The sequence below is a fragment of the Streptomyces sp. NPDC020747 genome, assembly GCF_044334695.1.
In the GTDB taxonomy this organism is placed as follows: domain Bacteria; phylum Actinomycetota; class Actinomycetes; order Streptomycetales; family Streptomycetaceae; genus Streptomyces.
This window is the reverse complement of the sequence record NZ_JBIRTJ010000009.1, coordinates 386,323-411,161: the sequence shown is the minus strand read 5'-3', so window position 1 is coordinate 411,161 and position 24,839 is coordinate 386,323. Positions and strand designations below refer to the sequence as shown.

The 24,839-nt window shown below is 71.5% G+C and carries 20 protein-coding genes and 1 tRNA gene; 12 read left to right on the top strand and 9 right to left on the bottom strand.

The window, feature by feature from the left end; genetic code table 11:
- The first annotated feature begins 51 nt into the window (after positions 1 to 51).
- Positions 52 to 309 carry an acyl carrier protein gene (locus ACH4YP_RS25055; RefSeq protein ID WP_361071742.1) on the top strand — a complete coding sequence of 86 codons (258 nt, stop codon included), beginning with the start codon at positions 52 to 54 and terminating at the stop codon, positions 307 to 309.
- Positions 310 to 482: 173 nt separating this feature from the next.
- Positions 483 to 2,336, top strand: coding sequence for an asparagine synthase (glutamine-hydrolyzing) (gene asnB, locus ACH4YP_RS25050; protein ID WP_398492569.1), 1,854 nt, complete (start codon positions 483 to 485; stop codon positions 2,334 to 2,336).
- A gap of 3 nt (positions 2,337 to 2,339) precedes the next feature.
- Here the strand turns inward: asnB and ACH4YP_RS25045 are convergent, their stop codons facing one another.
- The 3 genes from ACH4YP_RS25045 to ACH4YP_RS25035 all read right to left on the bottom strand — a co-directional run bounded on the left by ACH4YP_RS25045 (position 2,340) and on the right by ACH4YP_RS25035 (position 8,058).
- Positions 2,340 to 3,803 carry a M1 family metallopeptidase gene (locus ACH4YP_RS25045; RefSeq protein WP_398492567.1) on the bottom strand — a complete coding sequence of 488 codons (1,464 nt, stop codon included), beginning with the start codon at positions 3,801 to 3,803 and terminating at the stop codon, positions 2,340 to 2,342.
- Positions 3,791 to 7,666: a Pls/PosA family non-ribosomal peptide synthetase gene (locus ACH4YP_RS25040; protein WP_398492565.1), complete on the bottom strand. Its 3,876-nt coding sequence runs from the start codon at positions 7,664 to 7,666 to the stop codon at positions 3,791 to 3,793. Before ACH4YP_RS25040 ends, ACH4YP_RS25045 begins: the two co-directional genes overlap by 13 nt.
- A gap of 307 nt (positions 7,667 to 7,973) precedes the next feature.
- A tRNA-Leu gene (locus tag ACH4YP_RS25035) sits at positions 7,974 to 8,058 on the bottom strand.
- Positions 8,059 to 8,257: 199 nt separating this feature from the next.
- On the opposite strand from ACH4YP_RS25035, the gene ACH4YP_RS25030 reads away from it, so the two are divergent.
- The 3 genes from ACH4YP_RS25030 to ACH4YP_RS25020 all read left to right on the top strand — a co-directional run bounded on the left by ACH4YP_RS25030 (position 8,258) and on the right by ACH4YP_RS25020 (position 11,043).
- On the top strand, positions 8,258 to 9,583 hold the full coding sequence (locus tag ACH4YP_RS25030) for a M20/M25/M40 family metallo-hydrolase (RefSeq protein WP_398492563.1): 1,326 nt from the start codon (positions 8,258 to 8,260) through the stop codon (positions 9,581 to 9,583).
- A gap of 182 nt (positions 9,584 to 9,765) precedes the next feature.
- Positions 9,766 to 9,999: a chaplin ChpH gene (chpH, locus tag ACH4YP_RS25025; RefSeq protein WP_359941490.1), complete on the top strand. Its 234-nt coding sequence runs from the start codon at positions 9,766 to 9,768 to the stop codon at positions 9,997 to 9,999.
- Between the two features lie 207 nt (positions 10,000 to 10,206).
- Positions 10,207 to 11,043, top strand: coding sequence for a chaplin family protein (locus ACH4YP_RS25020; protein WP_398492561.1), 837 nt, complete (start codon positions 10,207 to 10,209; stop codon positions 11,041 to 11,043).
- Positions 11,044 to 11,232: 189 nt separating this feature from the next.
- Here ACH4YP_RS25020 and ACH4YP_RS25015 read toward each other — a convergent pair whose 3' ends face one another.
- Entirely contained in the window at positions 11,233 to 11,421 is a 189-nt protein-coding gene (locus ACH4YP_RS25015) for a DUF5703 family protein (RefSeq protein WP_033323315.1), read from the bottom strand.
- Positions 11,422 to 11,468: 47 nt separating this feature from the next.
- Here ACH4YP_RS25015 and ACH4YP_RS25010 point away from each other — a divergent pair, with 47 nt between their 5' ends.
- Positions 11,469 to 12,170, top strand: coding sequence for a hypothetical protein (locus ACH4YP_RS25010; protein ID WP_361071937.1), 702 nt, complete (start codon positions 11,469 to 11,471; stop codon positions 12,168 to 12,170).
- 138 nt (positions 12,171 to 12,308) lie between these two features.
- Here the strand turns inward: ACH4YP_RS25010 and ACH4YP_RS25005 are convergent, their stop codons facing one another.
- Positions 12,309 to 14,720, bottom strand: a complete 2,412-nt coding sequence (locus ACH4YP_RS25005) for a helix-hairpin-helix domain-containing protein (RefSeq protein WP_398492560.1) — start codon at positions 14,718 to 14,720, stop codon at positions 12,309 to 12,311.
- Positions 14,717 to 15,700 (bottom strand): aldo/keto reductase, encoded by a 984-nt coding sequence (locus ACH4YP_RS25000; RefSeq protein WP_361071939.1) that lies wholly within the window; start codon positions 15,698 to 15,700, stop codon positions 14,717 to 14,719. Before ACH4YP_RS25000 ends, ACH4YP_RS25005 begins: the two co-directional genes overlap by 4 nt.
- Positions 15,701 to 15,904: 204 nt before the next feature.
- On the opposite strand from ACH4YP_RS25000, the gene ACH4YP_RS24995 reads away from it, so the two are divergent.
- Together ACH4YP_RS24995 and ACH4YP_RS24990 are read left to right on the top strand one after the other, a co-directional pair.
- A complete protein-coding gene (locus ACH4YP_RS24995; RefSeq protein WP_361071942.1) occupies positions 15,905 to 16,960 on the top strand; it encodes an LLM class F420-dependent oxidoreductase in 1,056 nt (351 codons plus the stop codon).
- 246 nt (positions 16,961 to 17,206) lie between these two features.
- The gene (locus tag ACH4YP_RS24990) at positions 17,207 to 17,995 is read left to right on the top strand and encodes a ferritin-like domain-containing protein (RefSeq protein WP_398492557.1); all 789 of its coding nucleotides are present in this window, start codon (positions 17,207 to 17,209) and stop codon (positions 17,993 to 17,995) included.
- Between the two features lie 64 nt (positions 17,996 to 18,059).
- Here ACH4YP_RS24990 and corA read toward each other — a convergent pair whose 3' ends face one another.
- Positions 18,060 to 19,058: a magnesium/cobalt transporter CorA gene (gene corA / locus ACH4YP_RS24985; protein WP_398492555.1), complete on the bottom strand. Its 999-nt coding sequence runs from the start codon at positions 19,056 to 19,058 to the stop codon at positions 18,060 to 18,062.
- 62 nt (positions 19,059 to 19,120) lie between these two features.
- Here corA and ACH4YP_RS24980 point away from each other — a divergent pair, with 62 nt between their 5' ends.
- The 4 genes from ACH4YP_RS24980 (at position 19,121) to mshC (ending at position 22,610) form a co-directional block, all read left to right on the top strand.
- On the top strand, positions 19,121 to 19,807 hold the full coding sequence (locus ACH4YP_RS24980; RefSeq protein WP_189840048.1) for a histidine phosphatase family protein: 687 nt from the start codon (positions 19,121 to 19,123) through the stop codon (positions 19,805 to 19,807).
- A 103-nt stretch (positions 19,808 to 19,910) separates the two neighbouring features.
- Positions 19,911 to 20,501 carry a DUF3090 domain-containing protein gene (locus ACH4YP_RS24975; protein WP_361071952.1) on the top strand — a complete coding sequence of 197 codons (591 nt, stop codon included), beginning with the start codon at positions 19,911 to 19,913 and terminating at the stop codon, positions 20,499 to 20,501.
- Complete coding sequence (locus ACH4YP_RS24970) at positions 20,465 to 21,280, top strand: SCO1664 family protein (RefSeq protein WP_398492553.1); 816 nt, start codon at positions 20,465 to 20,467, stop codon at positions 21,278 to 21,280. The genes ACH4YP_RS24975 and ACH4YP_RS24970 overlap by 37 nt, the downstream gene beginning before the upstream one ends.
- A gap of 100 nt (positions 21,281 to 21,380) precedes the next feature.
- Complete coding sequence (gene mshC / locus ACH4YP_RS24965; RefSeq protein WP_398492551.1) at positions 21,381 to 22,610, top strand: cysteine--1-D-myo-inosityl 2-amino-2-deoxy-alpha-D-glucopyranoside ligase; 1,230 nt, start codon at positions 21,381 to 21,383, stop codon at positions 22,608 to 22,610.
- A 97-nt stretch (positions 22,611 to 22,707) separates the two neighbouring features.
- Here mshC and ACH4YP_RS24960 read toward each other — a convergent pair whose 3' ends face one another.
- Both ACH4YP_RS24960 and ACH4YP_RS24955 read right to left on the bottom strand, forming a co-directional pair.
- A complete protein-coding gene (locus tag ACH4YP_RS24960; RefSeq protein ID WP_361069886.1) occupies positions 22,708 to 22,899 on the bottom strand; it encodes a hypothetical protein in 192 nt (63 codons plus the stop codon).
- A 223-nt stretch (positions 22,900 to 23,122) separates the two neighbouring features.
- Positions 23,123 to 24,340: a PAC2 family protein gene (locus ACH4YP_RS24955; protein WP_398492549.1), complete on the bottom strand. Its 1,218-nt coding sequence runs from the start codon at positions 24,338 to 24,340 to the stop codon at positions 23,123 to 23,125.
- Between the last annotated feature and the right edge of the window lie 499 nt (positions 24,341 to 24,839).

Sequence of the window (24,839 nt, the reverse complement as noted above, 5' to 3'; positions counted from 1 at the left end):
CCGGGCTCTCCGACGAGAGCCGATTCCCCACCTCGAGAGGAACTGATGGAGATGGCCGCGTTCACCGTCCAGGACCTGGTCCGGCTGCTGCGGGAGTGCGCCGGGGAGGACGAGTCCGTCGATCTGGAGGGCGACATCCTCGACCTGACCTTTGAAGACCTCGGCTACGACTCGCTCGCCCTGTTCAACACGGTGAGCCGTGTCGAGCGCGACTACTCGGTCCAGCTGCCGGACGAGATCGTCGCAGAGACCAGGACGCCACGGCAGTTGACGGACCGGATCAACGCCGGACTCGCTGAGCGGGTGTGACGGCGGGGCGGCCCTCGCACCACCCGAGGCGCCGCACGCCGGACGCACCTCTCCGGCACGACCGGCACCCCCGCATCCCCGGAACTCCCCGGTGCCCGGCCGGGCACCGGGGAGTTCCGGGCCGGGCTCGGTATCCCTGAGGAAGTCGGCAACCGACAGGAGAATCAACCGCGATGTGTGGCATAGCAGGATGGGTCGACTTCGAGCGGGACCTCACCCGGGAATCGGCCACGGCATGGGCGATGACCCGGACCATGTCGTGCCGCGGCCCCGACGCGGAGGGACTGTGGAGCGACCGGCACGCGGCCCTCGGCCATCGCAGGCTGGCCGTGATCGACCTGGCCGGCAGCGCCCAACCGATGACGGCGCAGGACGGTGAAGGGGAAACCCTCGTGTGCCTCACCTTCTGCGGCGAGATCTACAACTACCGTGAACTTCGCGAGGAGTTGAGCGCTCTCGGCCACCACTTCCGCACCGCCGGCGACACCGAAGTGGTCCTGCGGGCTTACCTCCAGTGGAACGAAGGCATCGCCGAGCGGCTCAACGGGATGTTCGCCTTCGCCGTCTGGGACACCAGGAGCGAGGAACTGCTGCTCGTCCGCGACCGCATGGGCGTCAAGCCGCTCTTCTACATGCCCACGGAACACGGCGTGCTCTTCGGATCGGAGCCCAAGGCGATCCTGGCCAACCCCCTGGCACCCCGCACGGTGGGAGCGGACGGTCTCTGCGAGATCCTGGACATGGTGAAGACCCCCGAGGCCGCCGTCTTCTCGGGGATGTACGAGGTCCGTCCGGGGCAGGTGGTGCGGGTCGGCCGGCGTGGGCTCGCCAAGCGGACGTACTGGAAGCTGGAGGCCCGGGAGCACACGGACGACCTGGACACCACCATTGCCACGGTCCGGGAGCTGCTGGAGGACATCGTCACCCGGCAGATGATTTCCGACGTACCGCTGTGCGTCCTGCTCTCCGGCGGCCTCGACTCCTCCACCGTGACCGCGCTCGCCGCACGCTCCCGGGCGGCCAGGGGCGCGGACGCCGTCCGGTCCTTCTCCGTGGACTTCGCCCAGGCCGACGAGCGGTTCCTGCCCGATGCCGTACGAGGCATGCGGGACGCGCCGTTCGTCCGGGACGTGGTCGCGCATGTCGGCTCCGAACACACCGAGGTGGTCCTCGACAGCGACCAGCTGACGGACCCCGTGCTGCGGGCCGCCGTGCTGCGCGCCGTCGACCAGCCGCCCGCGTTCTGGGGCGACATGTGGCCCTCCCTCTATCTCCTCTTCCAGGCCGTCAAGAGGCACTCCACCGTCGCGCTCTCGGGCGAGGCGGCCGACGAACTCTTCGGCGGATACCGCTGGTTCCGCAACCCGGGAGCGGTGCACGCGGACACCTTCCCCTGGCTGACCTCGGGCTCCGCACGCTACTTCGGCGGCCTCGCGCTCCTGGACAAGGGCTTCCTGGAGAAGCTCGACATCCCCGGCTACCGCCAGGACCGCTACCACGAGGCCCTCGGGGAGCTGCCGGTACTGCCCGGCGAGTCCCCGGACGACCGGCTGATGCGCAAGGTCGGCTATCTCAACCTCACCCGCTTCGTCGGAACCCTGCTCGACCGCAAGGACCGCATGAGCATGGCGGTCGGCCTGGAGGTCAGGGTGCCGTTCTGCGACCACCGTCTGGTCGAGTACGTCTTCAACACCCCTTGGGCCATGAAGTCGTTCGACGGCAGGGAGAAGAGCCTGCTCCGGGCCGCGTCCGCCGATCTGCTCCCGGCGTCCGTGACCGAGCGGGTGAAGAGCCCGTACCCCGCCACCCAGGACCCCGCCTATGAACGGGCGTTGCGGACGCGGCTCGCGGAGGTCGTCTCGAACACCGACTCACCCGTGCTGCCCCTCCTCGATCCGGCCCGCGTACGCAGGATCATGGACCGGCCGATGGGAGACGTGAGCCGGCCGTACGACCGAGGCAGCCTGGAGATGGCGCTGTGGCTGGACGCCTGGCTGACCGAGTACGACGTCAGCCTCGACCTCTGACCCCTAGGCCGGCCCCGCGTTCGTCGGCGGATACGGCGGCCGCACCGGAACCGCCGCCGACCGGGCCGGCAACGGCGGCAGCGCCGTCTCATGCAGCCAGGCCCGGAACAGGTCGTCCAAGGGCTCGGCCGCATACCGGGCCACGTGCGTGATGAAGGCCGCCGTGGTGACCGTGCCGCCCCGGTGCACCGAGGCCCACCCGCGCAGCATCCGGAAGAACGCGTCGTCCCCCAGCGCACACCGCACCGCGTGCAGCAGCAGCCCGCCGCGCTCGTAGAGCCGGTCGTCGAACATCAGCTTGCGGCCCGGGTCGGACAGCCTCAGGTCCTGTGGCAGCGCGGACAGCTTGCGGTGCGCGAGCCCCGCGAGCGCCTGGGCGTCGCGCCCGCCGGACCGCTCCGACCACAGCCACTCCGCGTACTTCGCGAACCCCTCGTTCAGCCAGATGTGCCGCCAGTCGGCGATGCTCACACTGTTGCCGAACCACTGGTGGGCCAGCTCGTGGGCCACCAGCCGCTCCGAACTCCGCGCCCCGTCCACGTGGTTGGCGCCGAACAGGGACAACCCCTGCGCCTCCACCGGGACATCCAGCTCCTCCTCGGTGACGACCACCGCGTACTCGCCGAACGGGTACGGGCCGAAGAGCTCCTCGAACAGCTGCATCATCGAAGGCTGCCGCGCGAAGTCCCGGGAGAACTCGGTGAGCAGATGCGCCGGAATGTGCCCGGCCTGCGGGACACCGCCGAGACCCGGATCGCCGAGCAGCACGGTCTGGTACTTCCCGACGGACAGCCCGACCAGATAACTGGACGTGGGCGCCGACTGCTCGTACACCCACGTCGTCGTGGACGCCTTGGTCGTACGGGTCAGCAGCCGGCCGCCCGCCACCACCGAGTACGCCGACGGCGTGGTGATCGAGATCTGGTACGAGGCCTTGTCGGCCGGGCGGTCGTTGCACGGGTACCAGGACGGCGCCCCGACCGGCTGGCTGGCCACCAGCGCCCCGTCCTCCAGCTCCTCCCAGCCGAGCCCGCCCCACGGGCTGCGCACCGGCTTGGGGTTGCCCGACCAGTGGACCTCCACGGTGAACGCGGCACCGGCCCGGATCGGCTTCGCCGGGCGGATCCGCAGCCTGCCGCCGCGGTGCGTGTAGTGGCTCGTCCGCCCGTCGACCCTGACCCGGCCGATCCTGAAGTCGGCCAGGTTCAGCTGGAATTCGGCGACCGGCGACCGGCCCGCTATGGCGTTCAGGCGGGCGGTGCCGGACAGCCGGTTGGGTCCCGGACGGTAGTCCAGGGCGAGTTCGTACCGATGCACCCGGTAACGGGGATCACCGTTCGCCGGGAAGTACGGATCCGCTCCCACTGTCTGCTGAACCACTGAAGTGTCTGCTCCCTGCGCTGTGCTCGTACGGCGTGCCGGTGTTCCCTCCCCGGGCGCCGTACGGGCCGCGCCTAGGGACGCCATGCCTCGATCGGGTTGCCCAGCCAACGGGTGTCGTCGGGAACGGATTCCGCCGCCATGACGAGGGACGCGGGTCCCAGTGTGCTGCGCGCCCCGACGGTGCTGCCGGGCAGAACGATTCCGCCCGGGCCCAGGGTGGCGCCCTCACGGAGGACCACAGTATCCGTCCGCAAGATCCGGTCGTGGAAGAGGTGGGTCTGCAGCACACAGCCACGGTTCACCGTCGCCGCGTCCTCCAGGGTCACCAGATCCGTCTCGGGCAGCCAGTAGCTCTCCACCCAGACGCCCTTGCCGATGTGGGCGCCGAGGCCGCGGAGCCACAGGTTCATGACGGGTGTACCCGGCACCGACCCGGCCAACCACGGCACGGCGACGACCTCGACGAAGGTGTCGGCCAGCTCGTTGCGCCACACGAAACCGCTCCACAGCGGGTGCTCACCGGTCTTGTGCCGCCCGACGAGCAGCCACTTGGCGATCACGGACAGCAGCCCGGCGGCGGCCCCGGCGCCCAGCAGCACGATCCCGGCGAGCGCCCAGGCCCAGGCCCCGAGCGCGCTCAGCGCGGCGATCGTCAGCACGGCCAGCGCGGCCGAGCAGAACACGGGCACGATCCGGCACAGCTCGACCAGACCGCGCGCCCACAGCAGCCGCGCGGGCGGGTCGTACGTACGGCTCTGGTCGCCGCCCTGCGTCGAGCGGGGCAGCTTGACCGGCGGCAGCCCCAGGTAGGAGCTGCCCTTCTTGGCCTTCTTCGGCGTCGCGGACAGCACCCCGACCAGACCGCCGTCCGGCACGGAACGGCCCGGCGCGGTCATCCCGGAGTTCCCGAGGAAGGCGCGGCGCCCGATCTCCGCCCGCCCGATCCGCATCCAGCCGCCCCCGAGCTCGTACGGCGCTGTCAGGGTGTCGTCGGCCAGGAACGCGCCCTCGCCGACCGTCGTCAGGCTCGGCAGCGCGAGCACCGTCGACACCTCCGCGCCCCGCCCGATCCGCATGCCGAGCAGCCGCAGCCACACCGGCGTGGCCAGCCCGGCGTACAGCGGGAACAGCGTGTCGCGGGAGCGGTCCATCAGCTGCGTGACCGTCCAGGCCTGCCAGCCGATCCTGCTGTGCGTCGGATGCGTACCGGGCCGCAGCCCGAGACTGAGCAGCCGCACGTTGACCAGCAGAATCAGCGCGTACGTGAGACCGAAGGCGAGCGTCGCCGGCACCAGCGCGACCGCGGCACCCCGCAGCGCCTCGCCGAGCCCGGCGCCGGGAGAGACGAAGACGCTCGCGACGAGCAGCGCGGCCAGGCCCGCGACCAGCGGCAACGCCGACAGCGCGAACCCCGTCGCGCCGTACATCACGCGCCAGTACGTGCCCTTCTGCGGGCGCTCCTTGGGCCAGTCCCGCTTGGCCTTGCCGAGCTTGGCCGCGGGAGCTCCGGCCCACCGCTGACTGGTGGGGATGTGTCCGGACACGGCCGAACCGGGGGCCACCTCGGAACGCTTGCCCACCCGGGCGCCCGGGAAGAGGATGCTGCGGGTGCCGACCACGGCGTGCGCGCCGACCTTGACCGGGCCGATCTCCAGCCGGTCGCCGTCCAGCCAGTGCCCCGACAGGTCCACCTCGGACTCCACGGCGGCACCCCGGCCGAGCTTGAGCATGCCGGTCACCGGCGGCAGCGAGTGCAGATCCACGTCGGACCCGACCTTGGCGCCCAGCGCACGGGCGTACCGCTCAAGCCACGACCCCGTCAGCGCGGTCGCCCCGCTGAACTCGGCCAGCCGCTCGGCCGTCCACAGCCGCAGATGCACGCTCCCGCCCCGCGGATACCGTCCGGGCTTCAGACCGCGCAGCAGCAGCCGCGCACCACCGGCCGCGATCGCGAGCCGCCCCGGCGGACTGAAGAGCAGCCCGGCCCCCGCCGCGACGACCCACCACGAGGCGGTCGGCACCCACGGATACGGACCGAACCAGTGCAGTACGTTGCCCAGCGCGGCCAGCGCCACGGTCCAGCGCAGCCCGAGCAGGGTGAACAGCGGGACGAGCACCAGCAGTTGAACGACCTTGGCCCGCAGGGGCACCGGCGCGATCTCGCGGGCGGACCCGTCGCCCTGCGCGGACTTCTCCAGATGCCGGGCCAGCTTGCGCAGCACGGGCTGCTGGTAGATGTCGACCACGGCCGCGCTCGGGTAGCGCGTACGCAGCCGGGTGGTGAGCTGGGCGGCGGCGAGACTGCTGCCGCCGATCGCAAAGAAGTCGTCCCGCGCCGAACCGACGGGGATGCCGAGCACCTCGCTCCACTGCTCGGCGAGCCACGCCTCGGTGCCGTACAGCTGCTCGGTGGGACCGCCGGTCTCCAGGCCCTCCAGGGGCCAGGGGAGGGCGTTGCGGTCGACCTTGCCCGAGGTCCGGGTCGGCAGGTCGGCGACCGGCGCGATCAGTGGGACGAGGGCGGCGGGCAGCTCGGCGCGCAGCTTCTCGACGGCCGTCGCGTGGTCCCAGCCGTCCTGGGTGACCACATAACCGACGAGCAGCTGGTTGCCGCTGCGGGCGGTCCGCACGGCCGCCGCGGCGCCCGCGACACCGGGCAGGCCCTGGAGCGCGGTGTCCACCTCGCCCAGCTCGATCCGACGGCCGCCGAGCTTGATCTGCTCGTCGGCCCGCCCGAGGAAGATCAGCCCCTCGGGCTCTGCCTTGACCAGGTCACCGCTGCGATAGGCGCGCTCCCAGCCGAGCGACTCCAGCGGGGCGTACTTCTCGGCGTCCTTCTCGGGGTCGAGATAGCGGGCCAGGCCCACTCCGCCGATCACGAGCTGACCGCTGGCGCCCATGGGCACCGGCTCGCCGGACTCGTCGACGACGGCCAGCTCCCAGCCGTTGAGCGGCAGCCCGATACGGATGGGCTCCTCGCCGGTCATCAGGGAGGCGCAGGCGACGACGGTGGCCTCGGTCGGCCCGTAGGTGTTCCAGACCTCGCGGCCCTCGGTGACCAGCCGCTGCACCAGCTCGGGCGGGCAGGCCTCGCCGCCGAAGATCAGCAGCCGGACCTCGTCGAGAGCCTCCGGCTCCCAGAGGGAGGCCAGCGTCGGCACGGTGGAGACGACGGTGATCTCCTGCTCGACCAGCCAGGACCCCAGATCGGCGCCGCTGCGCACCTGGGAGCGCGGCACGGGCACCAGACAGGCCCCGTACCGCCAGGCAAGCCACATCTCCTCGCAGGACGCGTCGAACGCGACGGAGAGGCCCGCCATGACCCTGTCACCCGGGCCGATCGGGTCGTCGGTCAGGAACAGCTCGGCCTCGGCGTCCACGAAGGCGGCGGCGCTGCGGTGACTGACGGCCACGCCCTTGGGCTTCCCGGTCGAACCGGAGGTGAAGATGATCCAGGCGTCGTGCTCGACACCGGGCCGCGCGGCCGGCGCCTCGCCGCGCCCGTTGACGGTCAGCTCGTGCCCGGCGCCGACGACGGCCCGCACCCCGGCCTCGCCGAAGACCAGCTCGGCCCGCTCGTCCGGGTCCTCGGCGTCCACCGGCACATAGGCGGCGCCCGCCGCGAGGACGGCCAGGATCGCCACGTACAGCTCGTTGGTCCCCGACGGGACCCGGACACCCACGCGGTCCCCGAGACCCACCCCGGCGGCGCTCAGCCGCCGCCTCAGGGCCTCGACCTCTATCGCCAGGGCGCGGTAGCTGAGGCAGCGGTGACCGTCGTCCAGCGCGGGCTCGTCGGGGTGGGCCCGTACGGACGCGTCGAGGATGTCGACGAGGGTGCGGGGCGAGGCGGCGGAAGCGGCGGTGAAGCGGGCCGGGTCGCCGAACTCCGCGCGCACCTCTTCGTCGAACAGCGCGAGTGCGGGTCCTTGCTCGAGGGCTGCCATCGGGTCCTCACGTGTGGTCCCCGGGACGTCCGGGGGAGCCGGCGGGCCCGCAGGTATGCCTGGGGATATTCCGGTCAGCTCCAAACAAGCGTGTAATTTTAGTACGACGCTAGCCCCGGACCTGCGGCTCAGCCATGTGAAGAGGCCCCAGGAGGGGTTGGAGAGCGCTTGCCCCAACGCTCTGACGTGGGGGTATGTCATCCTGACGAGATCTGCCCCACACATGGCCGTAACACCGTCCAGCCAGGGGACGTAGACGACGAGTGAGGGCCGCGACCAGTTGGTCGCGGCCCTCACTCATCTGATGTGTCCGAGGGGGGACTTGAACCCCCACGCCCGATAAAGGGCACTAGCACCTCAAGCTAGCGCGTCTGCCATTCCGCCACCCGGACAAGGTGTCTGTCACGCGGGTTTCCCTCGCGGCGACGGAGGAAACATTACCAGGCTTTCGAGGGCCCCCGATCACGGGCCGGCGGGCGTGAACGACGTGTGACGGGCCTGGTCCGCCCTTGGGGTGGGCAGGGTCGGAGAGGGAGGATGGAGAGACCGCCGACGGGAACACCGCCGGCAGGCAGCGTGGGAGGAAGCAGCGTGAGTGAGCCGGACACGACCAGGAACGTCACGGGTGAGGACGAGGTCGTCGACCTCTGCCGCGAGCTGATCCAGATCGACACCAGCAACTACGGCGACCACTCGGGCCCGGGTGAGCGCAAGGCCGCCGAGTACGTCGCGGAGAAGCTCGCCGAGGTGGGACTCGAACCGCAGATCTTCGAGTCGCACCAGGGCCGCGCCTCCACGGTGGTCAGGATCGAGGGCGAGGACCGTTCGCGGCCCGGCCTGCTCATCCACGGCCACACCGACGTCGTACCGGCCAACGCGGTGGACTGGACGCACCACCCGTTCTCCGGCGAGATCGCCGACGGCTGTGTCTGGGGCCGCGGCGCGGTCGACATGAAGGACATGGACGCGATGACCCTCGCGGTCGTACGCGACCGGGTGCGCAGCGGCCGCAAGCCGCCCCGGGATCTCGTGCTGGCCTTCCTGGCGGACGAGGAGGCGGGCGGCAAGTTCGGCGCCAAGCACCTCGTCACCAAGCACCCCGACCTCTTCGAGGGTGTGACCGAGGCGATCGGCGAGGTGGGTGGGTTCTCCTTCACGGTCAACGAGAAGCTGCGGCTGTATCTCGTCGAGACCGCCCAGAAGGGCATGCACTGGATGAAGCTGACCGTGGACGGCACCGCCGGACACGGTTCGATGATCCACAAGGACAACGCGATCACCGAGCTGTCGGAGGCCGTCGGACGGCTCGGCCGGCACAAGTTCCCGGTGCGGGTGACGAAGACACTGCGCCACTTCCTCGACGAACTCGGCGACGCGCTGGGCACCGAGCTCGACCCGGAGAACATGGACGCGACGCTCGCCAAGCTCGGCGGCATCGCCAAGCTCATCGGCGCCTCGCTCCAGAACACCGCCAACCCGACCCAGCTGGGCGCCGGTTACAAGGTGAACGTGATCCCGGGCCAGGCGACCGCGCACGTCGACGCCCGCTATCTGCCGGGCTACGAGGAGGAGTTCCTCGCCGACCTGGACCGGATCCTCGGACCGAACGTGAAGCGCGAGGACGTGCACGCCGACAAGGCGCTGGAGACCACCTTCGACGGGGCGCTCGTGGACGCCATGCAGACCGCGCTGTCAGCCGAGGACCCGATCGCCCGGGCCGTCCCGTACATGCTCTCCGCGGGCACCGACGCCAAGTCCTTCGACGACCTCGGCATCCGCTGCTTCGGCTTCGCCCCGCTGAAGCTGCCGCCGGAGCTGGACTTCGCCGGCATGTTCCACGGTGTCGACGAGCGGGTCCCGGTCGACGCCCTCAAGTTCGGGGTGCGGGTGCTCGACCGCTTCATCGAGGCGTCCTGAACCACCGCTTTCGCGAAGCGTCCTGAATTAACCCGCTGAAACGACACTCCAATAATCGCCAGCGCGTACGGAGTCGACTGAGAAGGGTGAATGCGCTCATAGGCTCGTAGCCCTATTACTCCTTCCTCGTTACTGGTGATGTGATCCGCGGCTGGGATCACATTTGCCTACAAGGAGGAATAATGATCAAGAAGATCGTCGCCGCTGCGGCTGCCACGGGTGGCCTGGTTCTCGCTGGTGCGGGTATGGCGGCTGCGGACGCCGGTGCTCAGGGTGCTGCCGTGCACTCTCCCGGTGTGCTCTCGGGCAACGTCATCCAGGCGCCCATCCACGTGCCGGTGAACGTCTGCGGCAACACGGTCTCCGTGATCGGGCTGCTGAACCCTGCCTTCGGCAACACCTGCACCAACGTCTGACGTTGTGCCCACCTCATGAGGGCCTGCACCCCATGAAGGCCTGAAAACCCATGAGGGTCTGAGTCCGCGGCCCCGGAGCGCACGCCATGCGCTCCGGGGCCGCCGACATTCCGTGTTCAGCATTCCGAATTCCGCGCCCGCGCATCCCGGCGCGTGCGCGTTCCTGAAGCCGCACGGCTCACAAGGATCACAAGGCAGGGAAAAGCTATGCGACAGGTCACCCGCAAAGGCCTGATGACGGTGGCGGCCGCGACCGGCGTCCTCGCCGCCACCGGCGGTTACGCGCAGGCGGACTCGGGGGCGCACGGCAGCGCCTCGGACTCCGCGGGCGTACTCTCGGGCAACTCGGTGCAGGCGCCGGTGCACGCGCCGGTCAACGTCTGCGGCAACACCGTGAACGTGGTCGGGGTGCTCAACCCGGCGGTGGGCAACAAGTGCGCCAACAAGGGCGGCGGCTCCGGTCGCCACCACTCCGGCGGCGGATCGCACGCGGGGGGCGGATCACACGCCGGGGGGCACACGAACAACTCGCCCGGCGTGGGCTCGGGCAACCACGTCCAGGTTCCGGTGGACGTGCCGGTCAACGTCTGCGGCAACAGCGTCTCGGTCGGCGGTGTCGGCAACGCGGCCACGGGCAACGACTGCTCGAACACCGGCGGCGGGCACGGATCGACGCCTCCCGGGCACGGCGAGCCCAACCCTCCGGGCAAGCCTGGTCAGCCGGGTGACCCCGGGGACCCGGGCCAGCCGGGCAAGCCGGGGGAGCCCGGCAATCCGGGACAGCCAGGGGACCCGGGCAACCCTGGTGACCCGGGTCAGCCCGGTGGACCCGGCGGCCACGGTGGACCGGGCCGCTCCGGTGGCGTGGATCTCGGCGCCTCGAACCCGAACCACCCGGGCGCCCAGGCCGTCTCGCAGCCCAAGGGTTCCGAGCAGTTGGCGCAGACCGGCAGCGAGCTGCCGCTCGGCCTCGCGCTGCCGCTCGGCGCGGGCGCGCTGCTCACGGGCGCCGTGCTCTACCGCAAGGCACGCGCCTCCGCGTGAAACGACGCCATGACGCGACAAGCGGTGTCATGGCACCGGACAAACAGTGCCATGGCGTCAGAAAAACAGTGTCATGGCACCACAAAGCCCCCAGGGGCAGGCGGACACGCCCCCGCGGGGTCGACGGAGCGGGCCCCGCACGTGCGGGGCCCGCACGTGCGGGGCCCGCTCCGTTTCAGCCGTCCCTCGTCACCACGTGGCACGCACCTGGCGAATGATCCGCCGGCGCAACCGCACTCTGCGGCTGCCGTCCGGGTGGAGGCTGAGGCGGTCCAACTCCCAGTGTCCGTACTCGGCATGGTCCGTCAGCAGTCGTGTCGTTTCCTTGCGGGAGACCCCGCGCGGCACGTACACGTCGACAAATTCGTATTCCGGCATCGCATCTATTGTGCGTGCGGAGGCCGTGTACGGATAGCGTCTGCACTATGTCTGATGCTGCGCAGCCCACCGCTGCCGAGGTACGCGCCGCCGCCGAGGCGGTCAAGGCCGCGCTCGACCGTCACCTGGCGGCGGTCGAGCGCAGGACGGGTGAGGACGACCCGGCCGTCTACGAGGCGTTCAACGAGCTGGCCGCGGCCGCCGAGGAGTACGACGAGCTCCTCTACGACCGCTATGACGAGGTCACTCCCTTCGAGATCCCCGGCACGGAGGACGCGCTGCCGTACACCGGGCCGGAGGAGCCCAACGCGCTGAGCGTGCTGATCCGCCGGGACTACACGGTGGTGGAGCCGCAGCGGCTGCTGGCGCAGGCGCAGCGGGTGGAGGCCGTCGAGGAGTCCGGGGCCGCGGCGGCGGGCTTCGACGCCGCTTCGGGGACCGTGCACGGTGCTCTGGGCGTCCTCTTCGGCGAGTTCGAGCCCGACGAGATCGCCTCCCGGCACAAGGAGTTCGGTCTGGAGGAGGGCGACTCCACGCTGTGGGTCACCGCCGCGGACGAACCCGCCGAGGCCGGCGAGTGGCTGGAGGCGCCGTTCGACCACGCCGATCCGCATCAGGTGTTGTGCCGCTTCGACGTCAGCGCAGTCTTCGACGAGGAGGCCGGGGACCTCGACGACGACATCGAGGACGCCGTCGAGCCGGAGCTCGACGAGGACGAGGAACTGGAGCCGCTGGACGCGGATCGCTGAGGCTCCCGCCGGTTCATACCGGTACGAACGGGTTTGTACGGTGGCGGTCGTCGGGCGTGGAGCCCGGTGACCGCCACCGGTGTGTCAGGGGCCCGAAGGCCCGGATCAGGGCCTTCGGGTCTTCGGGGCGGTCGTTCGTCAGCCGGTCGCCGGAACCTGGGCCCTGAGCAGGGCCGGCAGCCGGGTCGTACGCGGCTTCGCGGTGACCTCGGCCACCGCGCGCGGCAGTGCCTGATCCACCCCGTGGACCACGGAGAGGTGCTGTTCGGCGCGGCCGAAGGCGGTGTAGATCCAGGGCCGGGTGAGCGCCTGGGCGGCGTCCCCGGGCAGGACCACGACCGCGGCGGGCCAGCGGGCGCCGACCGCCTGGTGCGCGGTGAGCGCCCAGCCGTGCCGCACGGTCTGCTCCACCCGCTCCTTCGGCACGACGACGGGGGCGCCCGCGCACTCCAGGTGCAGCCCGTCGGCGTCGGCCTTCACCACGTGACCCGGGACCGTGCGGCCCGGCGCGGGGGAGTACGCGATCCGGTCACCCGGGTCGAAGCCGCCGAAGCGGCCCGGGCCGGGGTTGAGCCGCTCCTTCAGCGCGGTGTTGAGCGCGCGGGTGCCCGCCGCGCCGCCGTGGCCCGGGGTGATCACCTGGGTCTGCTCGGCCGGGATCCCGATGGCCCGCGGCACCGAGTCCGCGAGCAGCTGCACGGTCCGGTGGACCGCCTCTCCGGCGTCGCGCACCGGGACGATCACGACCTCCTTGCCGGGGGCCGCCACCTGGTTCAGCTCGCCGATGCCGATGCCCGAGACCAGCTCGCCGACGGGGCCGGGGTCGGGGGTCCGCGAGGCGACCTGCGGGCACGCGCGCGCGGCGAGCAGATCCGCGAAGACCCGGCCGGGGCCCGCCGACCACAGCACCCCGGGATCCCCGCTCAGCACGAGCCGGGCCCCGTCGGGCAGTGACTCCGCGAGCATCGCCGCGCTCTCCACGTCGAGCTGTGGCGCGTCGAGCACGATCAGGAGGTCGGTCCGCAGCAGGCCGTCCGTGTCCCGTCCCGGGCCCTCGGCCCCTGAGAGCAGTCCGGCGACGGTGGTCACGGCCTCGTGCGGTTCGCCGCCGGGCGTCCCGGCCCTGCCGTCGTGCGGCTCGTCCGGTGCGGTCGCGCCCCGCGCTCCCTCCGCGGTGGCGAGCAGCGCGGCGAAGCGGCGGCGGCCGTCCGGGGTGTGGGCGGCCGTGCACACCCGCAGGCCGAGGGACCGGGCGGCCGCGGCCAGCGCCGCCGGTTCCGCGCGGGACGCCTCGCCGCCGGTGTGCAGGACGAGGCCGTGGCCCGCGACGGCGCGGATCAGCTCGGCGGCGGAGCCGGTCGCGGCCGACTCCCAGTCCCCGGCCGAACCATCCTCCTTCGGCGGTGAGTTGACCACCCGGGCGAGACCGTCGGCGAGGCTCTCCTCGGCGAGCGCGTACCTCTCCAGACCGATGAGGACGCGGACCGGACGCTCCGCCTCGCCCTCTTCGCCCTCGCCCTCGTCCGCCGAGGGCACGGGAGCCGGGGGTGCGCCGGGTTCGTCCAGCGCGTCCTGGAAGACCAGGGCGTCGCCCTCGGCGAGGGCGCTCTGCACGGCGGCGTCGGGATCCGGCACCGAGCGCTGGGCGAGCGCCGCGTGGAGCGCCTGCGCCTCCAGGGCGGTGTGCCCGGCGAGGGCCGCCTGCTCCAGGAGCCATACCGTGACCGCCCGGCCCCGCCGCTCGTCGTCGGGGCCGCACTCCGCGCCGAGCAGTGCCCGGGCGAACCCGTCGGCCTGCTCGGGCCTGACCCCGGCCACGCGCAGCAACTGCCAGGGGTCCTCGCGCAGTTGCGTGTCCGCCCCTTCGCCGAGGACGGCGGCGACCTGCGCCGCCAACGCGTCCGGGGCGCCGCCCTCGACGAGCACGGCCCGAACGGTGTCGACGGCCTCGGAGGCCACCGGCGCGGGTGCGGCGGAGGGCATGGCCTGCGGCTGCCGCACCGGCTCCGGCGCGGACCTGCGCGGCGCGGGCTCCGCCTCGGTGAAGACGCTCGCCGGGGGCTTCCCCCCGCTCTCCACCGCCCGGACGGCGGCGAGCAGATCGGCGGCCTTGCCGCTCAGGCGTGCCCCGGCCTGGACCGGCCCCTCCTTCTCGGCCTTCCGCCGCTCGATCCGCTCCCGCAACTCCCGCTGCGCGGCCAACTCGGCCTCGGCCTCGGACAACTGGGCCGTGGTGTCGGCGGTGGCGGTGCCGTCGGCGGAACCGTCGTCCGCCTCCTTGCCGTCGCCGGCGTCCCCGCCGGCCGGGTCGCCCGCGTCCTCGCCGGTCGTCGCATCGCCGCCGGTGGCGGGATCTGCCGGCTCCGGCGGCACGTCTGCACCGCTGCCCGCGTCCGTCGCGCCTGAGGCGGATTCGTCGCCGGGGTCGGCGGGAGCGCGGCTCCCGTCCGCGGAACCCTCGTCGTCGGCCCCCGGCCGGGCCCCGGGCCCCCCGGGCTCCGGGCCGACCACCGGCTCGGTCTCCTCCGCGGCAGCGGGATCCGTGGTCACAGGGTGCTCCAGTCGTGATCGGGATAGTGGTGCACGGGCGCTGACACATCGTCGAGCGCTCGGCAGATCTCGTCAGGAAGACTAAGGGTCTCCACTGACAACGCGGCCGCGAGCTGCAGCGCGTTGCGCGCGCCTATGATCGGGGCGGCCACGCCGGGCCGGTCGCGGATCCACGCGAGGGCCACCTGGAGCGGGGTCACCGCGAGGCCGTCCGCGGCCGTCGCCACCGCGTCCACGATGCGGCTCGCGGCGTCGTCCAGGTACGGCGCGACGAACGCCGCCAGCTGTTCCGACGCGCCCCGCGAGTCCGTCGGCGTCGCGTGCCGGTACTTGCCCGTCAGGACACCCCGGCCCAAGGGGGAGGACGGCAGCAGACCGATGCCCAGGTCCAGCGCCGCGGGCAGCACCTCGCGCTCGACACCGCGCTGCAGCAGCGAGTACTCCATCTGTGTGCTGGCCAGCCGCGTGCGTGTCCCGGGCGCCGCGAGCTGCCAGGTGGCCGCCTTGGCGAGCTGCCAGCCGCAGAAGTTGGAGACCCCGGCATAGCGCGCGCGACCACTGCTGACAGCGATGTCGAGAGCCTGGAGGGTCTCCTCCAGCGGAGCCTCGGGGTCGAAGGCGTGGATCTGCCACAGGTCCACGTAGTCCGTGCCGAGCCGCGCCAGCGAGGCGTCGAGCGCGGACAGCAGATGCCCCCGCGAACCGTCGAAGCGCCGGTCCGGATCCGGCACGCTCCCCGCCTTCGTCGAGATCACCAGGTCCCGGCGCGGCACCAGCCCGTCCATGAGCTGCCCGAGGAGGTACTCGGCCTCCCCGTCCCCGTACACATCGGCCGTGTCGACGAGCGTCCCGCCCGCTTCCCAGAACCCCTTCAACAGGTCCGCGGCGTCGTGCTCGTCGGTGTCCCTGCCCCAGGTGAGGGTGCCGAGTCCGATGCGGGACACGCGAAGGCCGGTACGGCCGAGATGCCTCTGCTCCATGTGGGCTGAGATTACTGGCCAGAAGTCGGTGTGTGGGGCCCTGTGGACAACCAGGATCACATGATCCCCAACCCGATCCCTGCCACGAGGGCCTGCCAGGTGCCGTGATATTCCTCCGGTCCGATCCGCCGTACAGACCCCGGGCCCACCGGCGCGCTAGGGTGCCGCACAAGGGACGTTACTGATCAGTAAGGGGAATCGGCCATGCAGCTCGGGATCAACCTCGGCTACTGGGGTGCCGGAATGGACGCGGACAACCTCGCCGTGGCCAAGGAGGCCGACCGGCTGGGCTACGCGGTCTGCTGGGCCGCCGAGGCCTACGGATCGGACGCGGCCACCGTGCTCACCTGGGTCGCCGCCCAGACCGAGCGCATCGACGTCGGCTCGGCCATCTTCCAGATCCCGGCCCGCCAGCCCGCGATGACGGCGATGACCGCCGCCACCCTCGACTCGCTCTCCGGCGGCCGGTTCCGCCTGGGCCTCGGCGTCTCCGGACCGCAGGTCTCCGAGGGCTGGTACGGCGTCAAGTTCGACAAGCCGCTGGCCCGCACCCGCGAGTACGTCGAGATCGTCCGCAAGGCGATGACCCGCGAGCGCCTGTCGTACGAGGGTACGCACTGGACCCTCCCGCTGCCGGGCGGCCCCGGCAAGCCGCTCAAGCTGACCGTGCACCCGGAGCGCGAGCACATCCCGCTCTACATCGCCGCGATCGGCCCGAAGAACCTGGAGCAGACCGGCGAGATCGCCGACGGCGCCCTGCTGATCTTCCCGTCCGCCGGCCACCTGGAGGACACCGCGATCAAGTACCTGCGCGCGGGCCGCGAGAAGGCCGGCCTGACCATGGACGGCTTCGACGTCTGCCCGACGCTGCCGCTGGCACTCGGTGAGGACAAGGACGTACCGGCCCTGGCCGACATGTTCCGTCCGTACACCGCGCTCTACGTGGGCGGCATGGGCAGTCGCAAGCAGAACTTCTACAACCAGCTCGCGCAGCGTATGGGTTACGAGAAGGAGGCCGCCGAGATCCAGGACAAGTACCTGGCCGGCGACAAGGAGGGCGCTGCCGCCGCGATTCCGCAGCAGCTCATCGACCAGACCACGCTGCTCGGCTCCGTGGACCGCATCGCGGACCGGATGAAGGCCTACGCGGCCGCCGGGGTCACCACGCTGACGCTGGCCCCCGCGGGCTTCACGCTGGACGAGCGGATCGCCGCGCTGCGGGCCGGGACCGACGCCCTGGAGCGCGCCGGACTCGCGTAGCCGACGGGACGGCGGGCCTGGAGAGGTTCTGCGGCCGTGGTGGGGGCTCGGGGGGTCTTCCCCGCCACGGCCGTCACGGAGAACAACGCGCCACGGCCCGCTCGGTTACGCGCCTCTCAATACCCCTCGCGTCCACCGTTCGGCGGAATTGTCCGACACAGGTGTTGCCGCGCCCCTGGCTGCCCATTTGACTCTTTCTTTGCGGACTCCCGCACGGAGGTGGGAGCCCGCATGGAGGTGGCACACATGCTTTCGGCCAAGAGTCTTTTCCAGGAGATCGTCGACAACGACGAGTCGTTCCGGCTCTTCTGTTCCATCGCCGCCAGCGGGGAGACCCAGGGAGGCTGGGAGAACGCGCGGATCGCGGCCCTCGTCCCGGAGAGCGAACGCGCCCTCGCGCCCAAGATCACCCGGCACGGCGCCGACGAGGACAAGCACGGGCGGATCTTCAACGCGCTGATGAGGAAGCGGGGCGTCACACCCGTCGAGATCCCGCCCGAGACCGACTACACGATGCTCCTGGAGAAGAACGGCATCGGCCTCGCGCACGACAAGCTCAAGCGCGACGAGCCGCTCACCGTGCAGGACATCGTCACCTACCTCTCCCACAGCAGGGTCACCGAGCAGCGCGCCGCGGACCAGATGGTGATGCTGCGCAAGGACTTCGGGGACCACCCGGAGATCGGCAAGGCCGTGCGGATGATCTCCAACGACGAGGACAACCACCTCGCGTACTGCCACGAGGAACTGCTGCGCTTCGCCGCCGCCGGCCACGGCCGGGCCATCCAGCGGACCCTGCGCGAGTGCGCGCTCGCCGAGGTCCGCGTCTACCGGGACGTCAGCCTCGCCGTGATGGGCCACATGGGGCGCGTCCTCGGCTGGCCGAAACCCAAGGCGTCGGCGCTCGCCGCGGGCATCCACGCCATGTACCTGTACGAGCGGGTCTTCGGCTGGCGGCGCATGGTCTCGCTCGCCGTGCCCGAGCGGCGAGACGCCCTGGGCGGCCCGGCTTCGGCGGCACCCGAGTTCGCCTGAGCGCGGCCCACGCGCGCGTGCTGCCTCGTACGCGGCACGCGCGCGTGGAGCCCGGCGAGCGCGACTACAGCCAGCCGCGCCGCTTGAACAGCCGGAACAGCAGCACCTCCAGCACCGCCATCAGCAGGATGACCGCCGGATAGGCCCACACCCAGTGCAGCTCCGGCATGTGGTCGAAGTTCATGCCGTAGATCCCCGCGATCATCGTGGGGACCGCGGCCATGGCCGCCCACGCGGAGATCTTCCGCATGTCGTCGTTCTGCCGCACGCTCATCTGCGCGAGATGCGCCGACAGGACGTCCGACACCAGCCGGTCCAGTCCCTCCACGGAATCGTTCACCCGGGCCAGGTGGTCGCCGACGTCACGGAAGAAGGGCTGTGCCTTGTCGTGGACGAACGGCACACCCGGGCCGGAGACGCCCGAGCCCGCGAGGCGGGACAGCGGCACGGCCAGCGGTCCGGTGGCCCTGCGGAACTCCAGGACCTGCCGCTTGAAGGTGTAGATCCGCGACGCGGTGTACCGGGAGCCGCCGTCGTTCGGCGAGAACACCTCCGCCTCGACCTCCTCCAGGTCGGTCTGCAACTCGGTCGCCACCTCCAGATAGTGGTCGACGGTGTCGTCGGCGATCGAGTAGAGCACCGCCGTCGGGCCGAGCCGCATCATGTCCGGGGCCTGCTCCAGCCGGCGCCGTACGGCCTTGAGCGGCGAGCCCTCGCCGTGCCGCACGGTCACCACGAAGGAGTCGCCCAGGAAGATCATGAGCTCCCCGGAGGAGACGGCGTCGCTGTCCGGCTCGTACGTCACCGGCTTGAGCACCACGAACAGGGAGTCGTCGTACACCTCCAGCTTGGGCCGCTGGTGCGCCTTCAGGGCGTCCTCGACCGCCAGCGGATGCAGCCCGAACTCCTCGGTGACGAGATCGAACTCCCGCTCGGTCGGCTCGTACAGCCCGATCCAGACGAACGCGTCTCCCGAGGCACGCGCGGCGGCCAGGGCGTCCGAGAGGTCCTCCGGGCCCTCCGTCCGGTGCCCGTCGCGGTAGATGGCACAGTCGACGATCACGGAGCGTATTCTCCCGTCGCCGGGGACCCGGCGCACTCGGGCCGCAGCCTAGGCTGGGCCGCATGCCCACCTTGATCCTCGTCCGGCACGGACGTTCCACCGCCAACACCGCGGGACTTCTCGCCGGGTGGACGCCCGGCGTGGCCCTCGACGAGCGTGGGGCCGCGCAGGCCGCCGCGCTGCCCGGGCGCCTCGCGGAACTGCCGATCGCCGAGGTCGTCAGCAGCCCCCTGCAACGCTGCCAGGAAACGATTCGGCCGCTCCTCGACGCCCGCCCCGAACTGCGAGCCCACTCCGACGACCGGATCGGGGAGGCCCACTACGGCGACTGGTCCGGGCGCAAGCTCGCCGAGCTGTCGGGCGAGCCGCTGATGGAGGTCGTGCAGGCGCACCCCTCCGCCGCCGCGTTCCCGGGCGGCGAGTCGATGCGCGCCATGCAGACCCGGGCCGCCGAGGCGGTACGGGAGTGGAACGCGCGCGTGGAGCGCGATCACGGCGGTGACGCGGTATACCTCATGTGCTCGCACGGCGACATCATCAAGTCTCTTGTCGCGGACGCCCTCGGTCTTCATCTCGACCTCTTCCAACGGATCTCCGTAGAACCGTGTTCCATCACCGCGATCCGTTACACACGACTGCGGCCATTTCTCGTTCGTCTCGGCGACACCGGCGATTTCACGTCGCTCGCGCCGCGCGAGGAACCCCCGGCCGGTGACGCCACGGTCGGGGGCGGTGCGGGCGCACCGTGATCGTTCGCCACAGTAGGGTGAAGCGGTCGAAGCAGCGCAGCAGTTGTCAGCAGCAGTCGCCGTCGACGGCAGAAGCAGTCGATCGATCCAATGGAGACAGGACGTGTCCCGTCAGGTGTTCCTCTACGACCCACCGGACCGTTTCGTGGCCGGCACGGTCGGGCTGCCAGGGCGCCGTACCTTCTTCCTGCAAGCCTCCTCAGGACCCCGGGTGACCAGTGTGGCCCTGGAGAAGACGCAGGTCGCGGCGCTCGCCGAACGGATGGAAGAGCTTCTCGACGAGGTCGTACGGCGTACCGGGGGCAGCGCCCCCGTCCCGGCGATGGCCCCGGCGGAGGTCTCCGACACCGCCCCGCTCGAAGCTCCCGTCGAGGAGGAGTTCCGGGTCGGCACCATGGCGCTGGCCTGGGACGGTGACGAGCAGCGCATGATCGTCGAGGCCCAGGCGCTCGTGGAGCTGGACGCCGATTCGGAGGAGGATCTCGCGGAGGCGGAGGAAAGGCTCCTTCAGGACGAGGAGAACGGTCCGCCGATGCTGCGGGTCCGCCTCACCGGAGCCCAGGCCCGTGCCTTCGCCAAGCGTGCCCTCGACGTCGTCAACGCCGGCCGGCCGCCCTGCCCGCTGTGCAGTCTCCCGCTAGACCCGGAAGGACACGTATGTCCGCGCCAGAACGGATACCGCCGCGAAGCGTGACCACGGCCGAGCTGCTCGCCGAGGGTGAGCTGACCGTGCGCGGACGCATCCGTGAGGCCTCCAACGCGGTGCTGCTGTGCGATGTGACGTACGAGGGACAGAAAGCTTCCTGCGTCTACAAGCCGGTCGCCGGCGAGCGCCCGCTGTGGGACTTCCCCGACGGAAACCTCGCCCAGCGGGAGGTCGCGGCCCACGAGGTGTCCGAGGTGACCGGCTGGGGGCTCGTCCCGACCACGATCCTGCGCGACGGGCCGTACGGCGAGGGCATGTGCCAGCTGTGGATCGACCCGGTGTCCGAGGGCTCGGAGCTGCTGGCACTGGTCGACGGCGAGGAGCCCGGCGAGGGCTGGAAGGCCGTCGGATTCGCGGAGGTCGGCGAGGGGCGCACCGCGCTGCTCGTGCACGCCGACGACGAGCGGCTGCGCAGGCTGGCCGTCCTCGACGTGGTGATCAACAACGGTGACCGCAAGGGCGGGCATCTGTTGCCCGCGCCCGAGGGCCGGCTGTTCGGGATCGACCACGGGGTCACCTTCAACGCCGAGAACAAGCTGCGGACGCTGCTGTGGGGCTGGGCGGGGGAGAAGCTCACCCCCGAGGCCATCGAGGTCCTGGAGCGGCTCAGGGACGCCCTGGGCGGGACGCTGGGCGTGCGCCTGGGGGAGCTGATCACCGTGGCCGAACTGGACGCCACGCGCGCGCGTGTGGCCGGCCTGCTCGCCTCCGGGCGGCACCCGGAGCCCTCGGGGGAGTGGCCCGCGATCCCGTGGCCGCCCGTCTAGTCGAGGCCGCACACCCCGGATCCGTACGCAAGAAGGCCTCCCCGGCCATCCGGCCTGGTCCGGTTCGTATACGGAACATCCGTCCGGTTAGGCTCAATGCATGCATGCCTGGCCCGCTTCCGACGTCCCTGCCCTGCCCGGCAAGGGCCGCGACCTCCGGATCCACGACACCGCGACCGGTGGTCCCGTGACCCTCGACCCCGGTCCCGTCGCCCGTATCTACGTCTGCGGCATCACTCCGTACGACGCGACCCATCTGGGTCACGCGGCGACCTACAACGCGTTCGACCTCGTTCAGCGCGTGTGGCTCGACACCAAGCGGCAGGTTCACTACGTCCAGAACGTGACGGACGTCGACGATCCGCTGCTGGAGCGCGCCGCGCGGGACAACGTCGACTGGGTCTTCCTCGCCGAGAAGGAGACCGCCCTCTTCCGCGAGGACATGACCGCCCTGCGGATGCTGCCCCCGAAGCACTACATCGGCGCCGTCGAGGCCATACCCGGGATCGTCCCGCTGGTCGAACGGCTGCGGGACGCGGGCGCGGCGTACGAGCTCGAAGGGGACGTCTACTTCTCCGTCGAGTCCGACCCGCACTTCGGCCAGGTGTCCAACCTGGACGCGGCGGCGATGCGGCTGCTGTCCGCCGAGCGCGGCGGCGACCCGGACCGTCCGGGCAAGAAGAACCCCCTCGACCCGATGCTGTGGACGGCCGCCCGCGAGGGCGAGCCGAGCTGGGACGGTGCCTCGCTCGGTCAGGGGCGGCCGGGCTGGCACATCGAGTGCGTCGCGATCGCCCTCGACCACCTGGGAATGGGCTTCGACGTACAGGGCGGTGGCTCCGACCTCGCCTTCCCGCACCACGAGATGGGCGCCTCCCACGCGCAGGCGCTGACCGGCGAGTTCCCGATGGCCAAGGCGTACGTGCACGCCGGCATGGTCGCGCTCGACGGCGAGAAGATGTCCAAGTCCAAGGGCAACCTCGTCTTCGTGTCCACGCTTCGGCGTGACGGCGTAGATCCGGCGGCCATCCGGCTCGCCCTGCTCTCGCACCACTACCGGGCCGACTGGGAGTGGACCGACCAGGTGCTCCAGGACGCCCTCGCGCGCCTCGACCGCTGGCGGGCCGCCGTTTCGCGGCCCGACGGCCCGTCCGCCGAGGCGCTCGTCGAGGAGATCCGCGAGGCCCTCGCGAACGACCTGGACGCACCGGCCGCGCTCGCGGCCGTCGACCGCTGGGCCGAGCTCCAGGCCGAGCGGGGCGGCACGGACGAGGGCGCCCCCGGCGTCGTGTCCCGTGCCGTGGACGCCCTGTTGGGCGTGGCCCTCTAGCAACGCCGGGCGCCGGACGGGTCGTTGCCCGTCCGGCGCCCTCTGTGCGGCGGACCGCGCGTCTTGCTGCCCGGTCCTACTTGTTCACGATGACCGCCTACTTGTTCACGATCACGGCCTGGAGCGTGTTGCTCGTGGAGTCGTAGACCCCGATGACCTGCTGGCCGAAGGCGAAGTCCGCCTGGACCTCGTGGTGAACGCCTTCGCCGACGGCGGCACGCTGACGCGGGTCGACCGGCGCACCGGAGCCGCCACCGCGGTCGACCTCGGGCGGGGCCAGGATCCCCAACGGCGACGGGCTGTTGCTCCTGGGCCGGACCCTCTACGTCGTGCGGCAGCAGCAGAACGCGATCGACGTGTGCCGGCTGAACTCCGCCGGCACCAAAGGCACGGCTATCACCCGGATCACCGACCCGCGCTTCCGGATCCCGACGACGGACGCGGCGTGGGGCGGCACGCCCGACGCGCGCCGCCCCTTCGCCCGATTGATCTCGCCGGTCAGCCCCGCTCGGTCAGTCCTCCGAGGAATCCGAAGAACCGGAGTCCGAGGACCCGGACCCGGACCCGGACCCGGAGGAGCCTGAACCTGACGACTCGGAGCCCGAGGATTCGGCGTCCGAAGGATCCGAAGCGCCCGAAGCCTCCGAGGTCCCGGACCTCCCCGTCGCGCCGGAGGACCCCGTCGTGCCGGACGCCCCCGACGCGTCACCGTCCGAGGTGTCGGAGGTGTCGGAGGTGTCAGAGGCGTCATCGTTGTCGGTGGCGCCGTCCGTGGCCTCCGGCCGCTGCGGCTTCGGCGGCCGGACGCGGCCGCCCGGGCCGTCCCTGAGGTACGTGGCGGGATCGCCGCTCTCCGTGGCGTGGCCGCCGGGTGGTGAACCCGGACCGCCCCCGTCCCGTCTGCGCAGATACCGCTCGAACTCGCGGGCGATCGCCTCGCCCGACGCCTCCGGCAGCTCGGCGGTGTCCCGGGCCTCCTCCAGCGTCTGTACGTACTCCGCGACCTCGCTGTCCTCGGCGGCCAGCTGGTCCACGCCCAGTTGCCAGGCCCGCGCGTCCTCGGGCAGTTCGCCCAGCGGGATCCGCATGTCGATGAGGTCCTCCAGGCGGTTGAGGAGGGCCAGTGTCGCCTTCGGGTTCGGCGGCTGCGAGACGTAGTGCGGCACGGCGGCCCACAGCGAGACCGCCGGTACGCCCGCGTGCGTGCACGCCTCCTGGAGGATGCCGACGATGCCCGTGGGGCCCTCGTACTTGGTCTCCTCCAGATCCATCGTGCGGGCCAGGTCCAGGTCGGACGTGACGCTGCTGACCGGGACCGGCCGGGTGTGCGGGGTGTCGCCCAGCAGGGCACCCATGATGACAACCAGCTCGACGCCCAGCTCATGGGCGAAGCCGAGCAGTTCGTTGCAGAACGAGCGCCAGCGCATCGACGGCTCGATGCCCCTCACCAGCACCAGGTCACGCGGCTTGTCACCGCCGATCCGGACCACCGACAACCTTGTCGTCGGCCAGGTGATCTTGCGGACTCCGCCGTCCAGCCACACGGTCGGGCGGTTCACCTGGAAGTCGTAGTAGTCCTCGGCGTCGAGCGCCGCGAACACCTCGCCCTTCCACTCCCTGTCCAGATGCGCGACCGCGGTGGAGGCGGCGTCGCCGGCGTCGTTCCAGCCCTCGAACGCGGCCACCATGACCGGGTCGACCAGCTCGGGAACCCCCTCGAGCTCGATCACCCAGCGCCTCCTTCCGACGTGCCCTCGCGTACGCCCCAACCTTACGGCTTGCGTGGGGAGCGCCCGCAGCCCCCTTGCATGGGGGAGTGACCGCATCACTGCCCCGTTCGTCACTTCCGAACACCCCGCAGTCGTCGGAGCTGTCCCGGGTCAACTTCCATCGCGGGCGTGGACGTTGTTTCGAAGCGGTGCAATATGTCGGGCGACCGCCAGAGGTCCGATGTCCCGGACCGCCCGAGGGGACAGGAGGCGAGGGCGCGGTCGCGGGCGACAGCCACCGGCTGCGAGGTCCACGTGACGCCGACGACCTCACGGTTCGTGAGCGAGGAGAAGCGGGACCGACCAGGAAATTTCACCCACTCGTGTGGGGCGGGCGCAGATTCCCTGCCAGGCCCGGCGCCCGTACGGAACGCTTCGTCGGGTGATTCGTACGGAACTCTCCGCCGGGTGAGCGGAGTCGCCCCCAGGTCGGGTGTCCGGCGAGCCGGGGCGGAGGGGC